The organism is Mesorhizobium sp. M0119 (assembly GCF_040322615.1).
GTDB lineage: Bacteria > Pseudomonadota > Alphaproteobacteria > Rhizobiales > Rhizobiaceae > Mesorhizobium.
On the sequence record NZ_JAMYTU010000014.1, the window covers coordinates 14,815 to 27,421 of the forward strand.

The following is a 12,607-nucleotide window of genomic DNA, read 5'->3' on the forward strand; positions in this document are numbered from 1 at the left end:
ATGCAAAACCTGCTTCTGAGTTACTATGGCGACGACCTGACCGGCTCGACCGACGTCATGGAGGCGCTCGAGCTCGGCGGCGTGCCGACCGTCCTGTTCATGCGCCAGCCGGACGAGGCGCTGCTTTCGCAATTTGCACATTGCCGCGCCCTCGGACTGGCCGGCACTAGCCGCAGTGAGACACCGCAGTGGATGGACACGCATCTGCGAGATGCCTTCGCTTGGCTGAAGACCGTCCACGCCGAGATCTGTCACTACAAGGTCTGCTCGACCTTCGATTCCAGCCCAGCAATCGGCAGCATCGGCCGGGCGATCGAGATCGGCCGCTCGGTTTTCCGGCAAGACGGCGTGCCGCTGGTGGTCGGCGCGCCGCAGCTGAAGCGCTACACCGCCTTCGGTCATCTGTTCGCAGCCTATCGCGAAAAATATTTCCGCATCGACCGCCATCCCGTGATGAGCCGCCATCCGACCACGCCGATGGACGAATCCGACCTGCTGATCCATCTGTCGCGCCAGACCGACCTCAGCTCTGGGCTGGTCGACCTGGCGACGCTGCAGTCTGCGTCGCGGTCGGAAGCATTCGACCGGCTTGTGGAGAATGGCACAGGTATCGTGCTTGTCGATGTCGATAGCCTGGAAACCCAGGCGCTTGCCGGCAAGGAGATTTGGCGCGCTCGCAAGCCGGGCGGTTATTTCGTCGTCGGCTCTTCGGGCATCGAATATGCCTTGCTGGCCGAATGGGCATCGAACCGGATCGTGGATGCCAAACCCGCATTTTCGCCGCCGGGCGCTGCCGACAGGATCGCCGTGGTCTCGGGGAGCTGCTCGCCGACGACGGAACGACAGATCCGGCATGCTCTGGCCGAAGGCTTCGACGGGATCGAGCTCGACCCGGTCGAACTGGTTTCTGAGGCGTCGAACGACGCTATTGCGCGCGCGGTTGCAACCGGCCGCTCCAGCCTACGGGCCGGGCGGAGCGTCATCCTCTACACCGCGCTCGGACCTGCGGCCGACCGCGGTGCAGAAATCGATCTCCGGGAAGGCGCCCGCCATAAGCTCGGCCGCGGCCTTGGCGAGCTTCTCCGCGGACTGACGCTTCAAGAGAAGCTGCTGCGTGTGGTCATCGCCGGCGGCGACACGTCGAGCCATGCACTTGGCCAGATGGGCGTCGACGCGCTGACGGTGCGAATGCCGCTGCCGGCATCGCCGGGTTCGCCGCTTTGTGTGGCGCATTCGCGCATCAAGGCGATCGACGGGCTGGAAATTGCCCTCAAGGGCGGGCAGGTCGGAACCGACCGCTATTTTTCCGCTATTCGCGATGGGGTCGGCGGTTGAGAGCGGGGAATATTAGGTCAAATCGGTGATGCTCAATCGAGATCGAGGATAATCATTAGCCGGCAAACCAGAAAACTTCAGGCGTTCAGATCGGCGGCAATGCCACTCATCCCGCTATCTTGTACGGCCTATTGCCCTGCTTCGATGATACTGACGGGCATAGGCGACACAGGCGTCCACCGTGCTGACACAGAGCGCATCGCGGTTGTTCGGCAGGTTGTTGTCGCCGGCGTAGGCAACCTCGGCAACATGACCGTCAACCATTCGAATTTGTGTGTTGCAATAGCCGCCGGGGGCGACGTTGACGGAACCTCCGAGCGCCGGAACGGGGCCAATGGCCACCGTCGGAACCACAATGTTGAGATTGCCGCGCTGAACGACGCGCTGATAGGTCCAGATCTGGCCGGATTTGCCGACATCGGCAGTGGCGGTCGGAAAGCCGGCGCACATTCGAACGTCCGCCTCGCTAAGGCCGACCATCTCCTTGCGGGCGGCTGCCGCCGTGGCGTCTTCCTTCGCAGTGCTCGAGGTGTCGTCGGGCATGACGCAGGAAGACAGGATGGCGGCGCTTGCCGATAGAAGGAGAAGGGCAAGCTTTCGGGTGTGGAAAGATGTCATACCAACTTCGGATTGCACGGGAGCCCCGAATGCCAACCTAGGAAGTGGGCCAATCGAGTCAACCGGCAGAAAATTCACGAAGTCGTTTGGTACGTCATTCCGCCGCACGCATCTGCTGCAAGAGGTTGAGGCTGCCGCCGTGACCCTCTCGCCCTATCTTCCGTCTGGGCATCGGATTTCCCAAACCGATCCCTTCTTGTCAGACGTACTGGCGCGCGGTGCTGTGACTTTGGTTCGGCCGACGGTGTGCTAGTTTCAGCCAATAGCTCCGGAGACGTCATGCCTATCAAGCTGCAAGAAATCGCCCTCGCTCTTCTGCTGTTGGTTGCCGGAGCTGGGGTCGGTCATGCGGAGACGGCCCAGCGGCCGCCGCCCACAGGCGGGGTTCTCTCGCTCCTGCCACCGCCGCAGACTTCCGATCATTCGATCGTCATTGCCGGACGCACGCTCGATTACGAGGCCAAGGCCGGCACGCTGTCATTGCCGTCCGGCAAAGGCGATATCACCGCCGAGATTTTCTACGTCGCCTATGCTCTGCACCCCGGGAAAGACATGGGACCGGATCCGCGGCGCCCGATCACCTTCGTGTTCAATGGCGGTCCGGGAGCAGCTTCCGCATATCTTCATCTCGGCGCGCTCGGTCCGCGGGTCCTGGCGACGGCGGCCGATGGAAGTTTCCTGCCGCCGCCACAGAGGCTGTTCGATAACCCCGACACTTGGCTTGACATGACCGACTTGGTCTTTGTGGACCCTGTCGGAACCGGTTACAGCCGTGAAGCGCCCGGCACGGAAGCACACAGCTTCTGGGGCGTCAGTCAGGACGCCGCGTCGATAGGCGCGTTTATCCGGCTTTATCTGGCGCAGACTAACCGAACTGCATCGCCAGTCTTCCTGGCTGGCGAAAGCTATGGCGGCTTTCGAGCAGCATTGCTCGCCAGGAAGCTTCAGGAAGACATCGGCATCAGCCCGAGTGGCGTCGTGCTGATCTCGCCGGCGCTCGAATTCACACTGGTGGGCCCGGACGAGTTCCAGCCGCTCCACTGGGCGCTGGAACTGTCGTCGCTGGCGGCAGTGCGCCTGCACAGCGAAGGCGTTTCCGGCCCGGCTCTGCAGGAGCGGCTGGCCGAAGTCGAACGCTATGCGCTCGGCGATTATCTGGCCGCGCTGGCCGGTGGGCTGGAGCAAGGTGGACGCCTGGCGAGCCAGCGTGTCGCCGCAATCACCGGTCTGCCGCTCGATCTGGTTCAGCGGCACTTTGCACGCATTCCCATAGGGCTCTTCGCCAAGGAGTTTGCACGGGCAAAGGGCAATGTTCTCAGCGCCTATGACGGCAACATCGCTACAGCGGACGTGGCACCAGAGAGCGTGGGAGTCGAGGGTCTCGATCCGGTGCTCGATCGAAGCGTGCCGGCGCTCACCTCCGCTTTCGTCGGCTATGTGCGTGATGAATTGAACTTCCGCACGGATATCAGCTATCGGCTTCTCAACCGCGAAGTCAGCGGCAATTGGGACTATGGAACGAGCCCGACGCGTCAGGGCTATGCGGGTGTCATGGACGACCTTCAGCAGGCGCGCACGCTGAACCCCAGCCTCGGCGTGCTGATCGTCAACGGCTACAGCGACCTGGTGACACCGTACATGGGCTCGCGTTACCTGCTTGGTCAAATTCCTTCGCTTGCCGGCGCAAAGCCCATTCGCAGCGAGGTGCTGGAAGGCGGGCACATGATGTATCTGAGGCCGGATGGGCGGGCGGCACTGAAGCAGGCTGCGTCCGAGCTTTACCGAACGACGCAATGAGACGGTTTGTGCAAAAAAGCGCCGGATGCGCTGTTCGCCCTCTCATCAGGCCCTAGTTCCATCGCGATTGATCGGTTACACACCTAGGATGGCGTCTTTTAGCGACGTTCGACAGCGAATTAGCCGGCTCTCAAGAATCGCGCCACTGGCGCGGCGTGCTGCCGAGCGGGCCATTCGGAATACCAGGCCACACAGGCTGACAAGCCTTGTCGACCGCTGGAATGCGCTGTCGCTGGCTACGCAGTTCCTGCTCGCGGGTGGTCTATTCTCCCTGTCGGCCATGGTGGTGGTGGGGATTTCAGTCACGAGCCACATAGAAGCCGTGGTCACGCAGAATTCGGCTTCCGCTACGGCTCTTTACGTGGACAGCGTTATCGCGCCGCTGCTTCCGGATATGCGCAAGAGCGAAGTCCTCGACGAGAGCGTCGCCCATGCGCTCGATGAAACGCTGGGGCAAGGGGCACTCGGCACAAGGCTCGAATCCTTCAAGCTCTGGCGTCGCGACGGAACCATCCTGTATTCGACGGACAAGACATTGATGGGCAAGCGCTTTGAACCCAGCGACAATCTCCGGGCGGCATTCGCAGGCCAAATGGTTTCGGAGTTCGACAAGCTCGACGATCCGGACAGCGAGGCCGAAAGAGCCAGCGGCTTGCATCTCCTCGAGATCTACAATCCGGTGCTGCAGCCATGGTCGGGGGAAGTGGTGGCCGTTTCGGAATTCTACGAGGTCGCCACTGATTTTGAAAGAAACCTGCATCAGGCACTCATTCGAACCTGGCTGGACGTTGCCGCCGTCACAGCGGCCTTCTTTCTCGGGCTGTCGGCAATCGTGTTCCGTGGCAGCCGCACGATCAGTTCGCAGAGCCGCTCGTTGAAGCAGCGCATTGCCGAGCTTTCCGATCTGCTTGCTCAAAACAGACTGTTGAGGCTGCGGGTGCAGCGGGCCTCGCAGCGTGCCACCGCAGTTAACGAACGCTATCTCAGGCGCATCGGTGCGGACTTGCACGATGGCCCCGCGCAACTGGTTGCTCTTGCGGCGCTGGGGATCGACAGCCCCGTCATTGGCGATCCCGCTACGCCGCAATCGAAGCGTGCACAGGAATTGCTGGCCATTAAAGCACATCTGGACAATGCCATGCGCGAGATCAGGAGCATCAGCAAGGGCCTTGTCCTGCCGCATATCGAGCATGCCGAACTGGGTGAAATTCTCGAGCTTGCCGTGCAGGCGCACGAAGAACGAACCGGAGCCAAAGTGAGATTATCGATGACCGGCGGCCATGCGACGTTGTCGCCGGCGGCCAAGATCTGCATCTTCCGCTTCGTCCAGGAGGCGCTGAACAATGGATTCCGTCATGCCGGAGGTGAACGTCAGTCGGTGGAGCAACATTTCGACGGCGAGCGCGTTTGTATCGAAGTGTCCGACGCCGGCCCCGGCTTTGACCCGCAAATCGTACGTCCCGAGAGGCTGGGGCTCGTTGGGCTACGCGAGCGGGTGGAAAGCCTCGGGGGCCAGTTTACCGTGACTTCCTCACAGAGTGGCACAGTCGTAAAAATGGCTCTCAACATCGTTGAAATGGGGCAGACATGACAGCAGCCATCAAGCTCGCCATCGTCGACGACCACCCGCTGTTCAGAGAAGGCGTTGTGCGCACGCTCGATCAGATCGGCGGGTTCGAGATCGTCGGTGAAGGAAGCAGCAGAGACGACGCCCTGCGGATAATCGTAGACCAGCGGCCCGACATTCTGCTGATGGACATCTCGGTTCCTGGAGGTGGCCTTGGCGTGATCGGACCGGCCTTGGAGCGGCATCCGGCACTGAAAATCGTGATGCTGACCGTTTCGGAAGAAAACCAGCACGTGATGACGGCGTTGCAGAGCGGGGCAAGGGGTTATGTTCTGAAGGGGGTCGGCTCGAGGACATTGGCCGCTATTCTGCGCACGGTAGCGTCGGGCGAGCGATATGTCTGTCCACAATTATCGGCGCGCCTGTTGGCCGATCTGTCGGCTCAATCAAAAGAGCCGGCGAAAGCTGACGGACTTGCCGAACTCACCAGCCGCGAAAGGGAGATCCTGACGCTGGTGGCCGCGGGACTGAGCAACAAGCGGATCGGGCTTCGGCTGAACCTGCATGAGAAAACGATAAAGCACCACATGACGCGAATCCTGGCCAAGCTCAACGTCAGCAACAGGACCGAAGCCGCGATGACCTTGCGCGACGCGACTGAGCGCCGGCATCCGCCTGTTCGTGATCATGCTTGAGCCGAAATTGCCGCACGGCGCGGCAATGTGAACTGGCCCTCAGTTGATCATTTCAAGCAACCTGTCCCGATCGGAACGCGTCGCCAGGCGCCGAATGATGGTGCGGCCCTTGGCGTCCCGCATTTCATATTGGCCGCTATCAATGCGCTCGCTGAGGCCGTTCGAATGCACCACTCCAATGCTCGGCCCGCTCACCTCGACCCGGTCTCCCGTGGTTGCATTGATGAAGAGTTTTGGCCTGCTGTCCAGGTTTACCGCAGGGGCCAGATCAGGGGGATTGTCCTCCTGCGACTTTGCTTTGTCCTTGCCCGCATTGCTATTCGAGTTTGAGTTGCCAGAGTTTCCACCTGGATTGCCGGAATTGCCGTTCCCGTTGCCATTGCCATTTCCGTTCCCGCTGCCACTACCACCATCTTTGGCCCAGGCAGTTTGCGGGCCGAGCCTCGGCGACGGTCCGTCGAACATGACGCGATAGGGGCTCACGACGAGAATGAAGGTCAACACGACTACAGAAATGCCGACACGACGTCCTCGTGAAGATCCGGTCCTTCGTCTCCGGGTCGTCATCAGTGCACTTGCCAGTCGCATGTCGGAAATGCCCTTAACCATACGGCTCTGTCGTACTGCCTCCTGTTCGAATTCGTGTGATGCTTAAAACAATGGTTTGCATCCGGGACGTCAAGACCCACCAGTTCCACGATGGTAACTGGTGGGTCTCGCTAGCGCAGGAAGGGACTATTTACTGCGCAAGTTTTTTGCCTTCCTCTGGTTGCGTCTCACGGCGAAAGCGCCGACTTCCCACCATCAGCCAACTATGAATCCAATTGCCGTGATCCCGAAACACAGGCCAAATAACGGAAAAAGCAGCCAACGTGCCTGGTGAACGCTCGGGTCCATAGCGGCCTCGTGCAACAGTCGGCATCGCAACGGGGCCATCGGAACTCGGTTCCTGAAACTGTCGCCTTTCGGGCTTTTGCGATAGCAGCCTCGGACCAAAGTTTGGCCGTGCAGGTCCTTGGTCGACAGTCTTACAGACTGAAGTCCAATACCAGGGGCAATGGACCCCGCCCTGCGTTCGGCGCCCTTTGTATCCACCTGGCGGCAGCGATCCACCGCTTCCCTCGAATGCTTTGCGTTCCTGGCACTATGGCAACAGCGACGTTGGCCCACTGCTATGTCGTTGAAACGTCATCAATACAGACCCATATCTAAGCTGCGTCGGATGTCTCCTCCCATTGCGTCCGGCGCGTTCCCCTCTGGAGGTTACAGACCTTCACGCTTGACCGGGCTCAACAGTCCGGCCTTTTCTTTTGGCGATTGCTTTTATCGGCACCCGCACCGAGGACTATTTCAACACGGCATGGTGCCCGACACAGTAGCGCGCCGCCTCAGCTGCGAGGTGGAAGTTGCTGGACAGACCAGGTGTTGCCGTCGGGATCCTCAAAGAAGACAAATCTGCCCCAGGGAAAATCCTTGATATCGCTGACGTCAATGCCTTGAGCGGCCAGGTACCGGTGAGCCTCATCGATATCGGGCACGACCAGTTGCAGGCCCCTTATGGATCCCGGAGGGCTGTCGACGAGGCCCTTGCCCAAGGCAATCGAACAGGCCGAACCGGGCGGCGTCAACTGCACGAAACGTATCTCGTCGCTTACGGTGTGATCGTGATCGAGATGAAAGCCGACTTTGCCAACATAAAAGGCGATTGCTCTATCGACGTCCGATACGGGGACCGGGACTAGTTCCAGCTTCCAATCCATGACAGCCCTTTCGCAGCTTGATTGCCAAGTGGTGCCGAACACCGTGGGCGACATCCCGCCATCTTCCCAATGCCATTGTCGGCGCGGGCCGCTCAATCAGTCAAGAGATCCAGGGTTCGGTCGGAGACTTCAAGGCCGGGTCGGCCAAAGCTCCCCACGCCAGGCGATTTTCACAGGACCACGAAACAATTATCTCCGGTCGCCGTTTCGCCCGCAGAACCTTTCGAGGAGGCGACGATGAGCGCAACCGGCTTGGACGTTTTTGACAAAACGCTGCAAATAACAAACATCTGGCTTGACGAGATCATGGCGGATCTTGGTCCGGATCGACACGTCGCCTGGCATGCATTGGGCGCCGTTCTGCGAACCCTTCGGGACAGGCTACAGATCGGACTGGCGGCTAAATTGGGAGCGGAACTGCCGCTGCTCGTGCGGGGCGCCTACTACGATCGCTATCGGCCCGCCGACATGCCCGACAAGACACGCTCGCTCGAGAAGTTCCTGCAACACATCGCCGATGAATTGAAATCGATCCGTCCTGTCGATCCCGAGGATGCGGCACGCTCAGTGCTGCGTGTGCTTGCACGGCATATCGACCTTGGCCAGTCGGCAAAGGTGCGGGATGCGCTGCCAAAGGAAATCCAGGTCCTCTGGCCTGAAAGCGTGGGCGTCAAATAGCGGCGATCCTGCTCATGCGGACGCGCGACGGACCACCTGCCACGAAACGCTGACGTTTAGAAACCTGTCGACGGAGTCCAGGTGGTCACGAACGCCGCACGATGTGTTCGACAAGGCGATGTGCCTCCTCGGCGATCGCCAATATTATGCCTGATTTGCGCGTGGAGGCGAAATCCAACCCGGCAAAGTAGATGCCTGGCAGGGCGGCCACGCCATCCTCGTGAACAGGCTGTCCTTCCGGGTCGAGCAGACCGGAAAGCCTCGCCCAACTGAAATCGCCCTTGAAGCCGGTGCACCACACCACGGTCGTGACGCCGGACTCGGCAGCATCAAGAGAACGGACAGCCGGATACGGCAGCTGCGCTGCGACAGTCTCCGCTGGGTCGGGTTCCGAAACGGGGGCATCGATTCCGGAGCGGCTGATGTATTCGTCGATATAGCGTTTGACGTTCGCGGAGGCCTCATCCGCAAAACGAACATGCTCTTCGAGATCGTCGGCGAATGACAGACGGCCGTCATCTTCGACGCCTGCGAACCGCCCCAGCAGCACGACACCTTGGGCGCCGAGCCCTTGCAGGCTTATCGTGTGTTCTACCCCAAGCAGACCACGGGGTGGAATGCGCCCCGCAAGTCGAATGATCTCGTCTCGACGCACGTCGAGAAATCCGCTTTCGACGAGCCAGAGCATGATATCGCGACCTCGGTAGCGCCGCGAGAGCCGCCCGACACGGCTGGTGGCAAGGAAGACCCTTCGGCCTGCTTCCGCCAGTTCTTCCGCGATCTGGGCACCGGACTGGCCGCTTCCGACCACCAGCACCGCTCCAGCCGGGAGATCGGCGGCGCTGCGGTAATCAGAAGCATCGATTTGGCGCAGGCCCGGCGGCAAGGCAGCGGCGAAAACTGGCCGCACCGGACAATTCAAGTCACCGCTGGCGATCACCACGTTGCGTGCCAAAACTGTGCCGCGCGAGGTGGTCAACCGATAGACGCCATTCCCGTGCCCACCGGAGAGCTCGGTCACAACAGTGTCCGGTTCGACCGGTAGTTCGTTTCGCCTGGCGAAATCCTCAAGCAGGGCGACGAACTGGTCGCGCGTCAGGGCACCGAACGGATCTGAACCGTCATAGAGGTCGCCTGGCATGACGGTCTGAACGTTGGGGGTATTCATCCGGAAAGAATCCCACCGCTGGGTGCGCCAGGTCTCTCCGATGCGGCCTCGCTCCAATACGGCATGGCGCAAGTCTTGCCGTGCCAGCGAATAGCTGACGCCCAGGCCGGCCCAACCGGCCCCGACCACCACCGCATCAAGGATGTTGGCGTCATCCGTCATTTGCCGCGGATCCGGGTGCTAGCGCCGGAGCAGCGCTTCGAGGCGGCACCAACGCGATTAGCGTAACGCCTTGGCCGGCGAACCGCCAAACAGCAACCCATCCCCGCGATCTGCATGGCTTCGCCCCCGACGCGAGGGCACGATAACAGCTTTATCGGGTCACGGCACAACCAAATACTCATCCGAAACCGGCAACGGTCGCGGCTCAACCTGGAAAGAGTGTGAAGCCGCCGTCGACGCGGATTACCTGTCCGTTGATGAAGCGCGCGCGCGGACCGGCGAGGAAGGCCACCGCTTCGGCGATCTCTTCAGGCTCCGCATACCGGTTCAGCGATTTCTTGCTCGAATCCATGCGCTGCGGATCGACCACGCGGCTCGCCTGGAACCGTGCCGTCTTGGTGGCGCCAGGGCTCACCGCATTGACGCGTACGCCATCGTCGATCAGTTCCTTGGCGAGGCAGCGCGTATAATGGACGACGGCTGCCTTGAGCGTCGAGTAGACCACTTCGGGTGAGCATCCAATATGCGCTGCCGCCGAGGCGATGTTGATCACCGAGCCCGAGCCGCGCTTGACCATGGGCGGAACGAACGCCTGGCAGACCAGCATCGTGCCGATGAGGTTGTTCTCGGTCAGAACCTTGATGTCTTCGTAGTCGATGTCGAGCGCGTTGTTGGGACTGGGCTTTACGCCCTTGGCGCCGATGTCGCCGCCGGCGCAGTTGACCAGTACGTGCACGTCGCCGAGGTCCGCCTCGATCTTCCTCTTCATTTCGGCGACGGCCTGCTTGTCGCCGATGTTGCCGGTGACCGCGGTGATGCGCGTCCCATGCTTCTCCAAGCCCCGGGCAGAGTCGCCGAGGTCCGCGAATTCGCCATATTGAGATGGCCGGGTCCAATCGAGGTCGTGGACCGCGACGTTTGCGCCAAGTTCGGCCAAGCGGTCGGCCATCACGCGGCCGAGGCCGCGTCCCGAGCCGGTCACGAAGGCGGTCAGGCCGCTGAGTTCTCGGGCAGTCATGCTGATTTCTCCTTTGCAATGAAATCGAACTTCATCATGTTGGCGGCGCTGCGCCGGATCATGTCGAGCTCGTACGAAACGAGCGCACCGTCATCATCGCGCTCCCATGGCGTGCGGTAGTCGGCGTCGTCCGCAAGGCGGTTCAGGCGCGCAGCACTCAGGCAGGCCGCGAATTCGCGGGCGGTCTTCGGCGCATATCCGTTCCACCAGTCGTCGGTGAGACAGCGAACGTGACGGGCCTCCAGCGCGCCGGGCTCAAGCACCGCCGTCAGCGTGTCGTGGTGCTCGCCAAGGATGGCTGCCAGTTCGGCGAATGGCACGGCGCCGTCGCCGATCGCGCAGCGGACCAGGCGGTAGCCCTCATCCGTGAACTGGACGCGATAATCCTTGAGGTGAACGTGGCGGACATGGGGCGCGATCCGGCGCGTGAAGGCAAGCGGCGCCTCGCCGACAGGAAAGGTGTTGCCGGTGTCGTAGGTGATGCCGACACCCGGCCCGCCGAGTTCGCAGAACGCAACCAGTTCGTCGCTGCCGAAGTCCTGATGGTTCTCGATGCCGAGCACGCGGCCCTCCGCCGCCGCACGCGGCCCCCATTCCGTCAAGGCAGCGCGAATCGTTGCGTTGAATTCGCTCCATTTCCGGCCCCACGCATTGCGGTCGCCGCACAGGACGGGCGTCAGTGCGATACGGATCGTTGTTGCCTCGAGCAGGCGCGCAGCCCGAAAGGCGTTGTCCAGTGGACCTGCCACGAGCAGTCCGCCGCTCACCACCGGGACGATGTCCAGCGCGGCAAGACGCCTGCGCAGCGCGACGATTTCGGCGTCCGTTAGTTCGGTCAACCAGGGTTCGTAGATCTCGAGCGTGCGTGCGCCCAGTTCCTGCGCCAGTGCTATGAAGCCTTCCAGCCCCGCGCCGTCCGGATTGTGCCGCGGCGTGCCGCGGCCCTGCAGTCCGAGATGGTAGGTCAGTCCGTAGGGGTTGAGGCCGAGACGAAGCATCAGCTTGGCGGTTCCAATGGAGAGCGGAGAGGCGTCACTAGCGCAGACCGGCATCGACGGTTATGGACTGTTTGGTGATCATGCGGCTGTCGTCGGCCGCAAGGAAGAGCACTGTCCGTGCAATCTCCTCGCCCAGCAGGACGCGGCGGATCAGTTGCCGCTGCACCGTCTGGTCGACTGCCTCCTGCGTCTTGAACCACAGCTCGCGCTGCCGCTCGGTCATGACGGCGCCGGGTTCGACTGCATTGACGCGGATGTTGTCCGGTCCGAACGACCGCGCCAACGCACGCGTCAGCGCCACCACAGCCCCCTTTGCGGTGGCATAGGCCACCATCTGGTCCGCTCCGAACCGCCAGGCGATGGAAGAGAAATTTATGATCGAGCCGAAGCCGAGTTCCTTCATATGCGGATGCACTGCCTGGGCGGCGAAGAAGTGATGCCGGAGATTGACGTCGAAGCTGCGGTCCCAATATTCCGCCGTTACCGCGTCTATGGGATGGCGCTGATCATTGGCAGCGTTATTCACCAGGACCGCGACCGGACCAAGCCGCGCGCGCACGCCTTCTACCGACGCCTTTAGCGCATCGACGTCGGTTACATCGCAATGGAGGTACAAGGGAGCCTGCCCGGCGGCACCACCGAGCTCGCGCACCAACGCCTCCGCTGGCTCATCCTGCACATCGAGAAAGGCTACCCGGGCGCTATTCGAGGCGAAGGCGCGGACCATATCGGCGCCGATGCCGGAGGCGCCGCCGGAGATCAGCACGACCCGATCGGTCAAGCTCGGATAAGTCGCGAATTGTACGGACAT

At 61.6% G+C, this 12,607-nt stretch carries 12 protein-coding genes; 5 read left to right on the plus strand and 7 right to left on the minus strand.

The features are described 5' to 3' along the window. Positions 1–1,335, plus strand: coding sequence for a four-carbon acid sugar kinase family protein (locus NKJ40_RS15360; protein WP_352466733.1), 1,335 nt, complete (start codon positions 1–3; stop codon positions 1,333–1,335). A gap of 114 nt (positions 1,336–1,449) precedes the next feature. Here NKJ40_RS15360 and NKJ40_RS15365 read toward each other — a convergent pair whose 3' ends face one another. After that, positions 1,450–1,953, minus strand: a complete 504-nt coding sequence (locus tag NKJ40_RS15365; protein WP_352466734.1) for a hypothetical protein — start codon at positions 1,951–1,953, stop codon at positions 1,450–1,452. A 279-nt stretch (positions 1,954–2,232) separates the two neighbouring features. On the opposite strand from NKJ40_RS15365, the gene NKJ40_RS15370 reads away from it, so the two are divergent. The 3 genes from NKJ40_RS15370 (at position 2,233) to NKJ40_RS15380 (ending at position 6,012) form a co-directional block, all read left to right on the plus strand. Then, a complete protein-coding gene (locus NKJ40_RS15370) occupies positions 2,233–3,750 on the plus strand; it encodes a S10 family peptidase (protein WP_352466735.1) in 1,518 nt (505 codons plus the stop codon). A 280-nt stretch (positions 3,751–4,030) separates the two neighbouring features. Beyond that, positions 4,031–5,341 carry a sensor histidine kinase gene (locus NKJ40_RS15375; protein WP_352466838.1) on the plus strand — a complete coding sequence of 437 codons (1,311 nt, stop codon included), beginning with the start codon at positions 4,031–4,033 and terminating at the stop codon, positions 5,339–5,341. Beyond that, a complete protein-coding gene (locus tag NKJ40_RS15380) occupies positions 5,338–6,012 on the plus strand; it encodes a LuxR C-terminal-related transcriptional regulator (protein WP_352466736.1) in 675 nt (224 codons plus the stop codon). Before NKJ40_RS15375 ends, NKJ40_RS15380 begins: the two co-directional genes overlap by 4 nt. A 39-nt stretch (positions 6,013–6,051) precedes the next feature. Here NKJ40_RS15380 and NKJ40_RS15385 read toward each other — a convergent pair whose 3' ends face one another. Continuing rightward, positions 6,052–6,513 carry a hypothetical protein gene (locus tag NKJ40_RS15385; protein ID WP_352466737.1) on the minus strand — a complete coding sequence of 154 codons (462 nt, stop codon included), beginning with the start codon at positions 6,511–6,513 and terminating at the stop codon, positions 6,052–6,054. A gap of 887 nt (positions 6,514–7,400) precedes the next feature. Continuing rightward, positions 7,401–7,868, minus strand: coding sequence for a VOC family protein (locus tag NKJ40_RS15390; protein WP_352466738.1), 468 nt, complete (start codon positions 7,866–7,868; stop codon positions 7,401–7,403). Positions 7,869–8,009: 141 nt separating this feature from the next. On the opposite strand from NKJ40_RS15390, the gene NKJ40_RS15395 reads away from it, so the two are divergent. Then, positions 8,010–8,450 carry a DUF2267 domain-containing protein gene (locus tag NKJ40_RS15395; protein ID WP_352466739.1) on the plus strand — a complete coding sequence of 147 codons (441 nt, stop codon included), beginning with the start codon at positions 8,010–8,012 and terminating at the stop codon, positions 8,448–8,450. Between the two features lie 85 nt (positions 8,451–8,535). On the opposite strand, the gene NKJ40_RS15400 is transcribed toward NKJ40_RS15395, so the two are convergent. The 4 genes from NKJ40_RS15400 to NKJ40_RS15415 all read right to left on the minus strand — a co-directional run bounded on the left by NKJ40_RS15400 (position 8,536) and on the right by NKJ40_RS15415 (position 12,607). Then, positions 8,536–9,780: a flavin-containing monooxygenase gene (locus NKJ40_RS15400; RefSeq protein ID WP_352466740.1), complete on the minus strand. Its 1,245-nt coding sequence runs from the start codon at positions 9,778–9,780 to the stop codon at positions 8,536–8,538. Positions 9,781–9,985: 205 nt separating this feature from the next. Beyond that, positions 9,986–10,798, minus strand: coding sequence for an SDR family NAD(P)-dependent oxidoreductase (locus NKJ40_RS15405; protein ID WP_352466741.1), 813 nt, complete (start codon positions 10,796–10,798; stop codon positions 9,986–9,988). Next, positions 10,795–11,796, minus strand: coding sequence for a sugar phosphate isomerase/epimerase family protein (locus NKJ40_RS15410; protein WP_352466742.1), 1,002 nt, complete (start codon positions 11,794–11,796; stop codon positions 10,795–10,797). The genes NKJ40_RS15405 and NKJ40_RS15410 overlap by 4 nt, the downstream gene beginning before the upstream one ends. A 37-nt stretch (positions 11,797–11,833) precedes the next feature. Continuing rightward, positions 11,834–12,607 (minus strand): SDR family NAD(P)-dependent oxidoreductase, encoded by a 774-nt coding sequence (locus NKJ40_RS15415; protein ID WP_352466743.1) that lies wholly within the window; start codon positions 12,605–12,607, stop codon positions 11,834–11,836.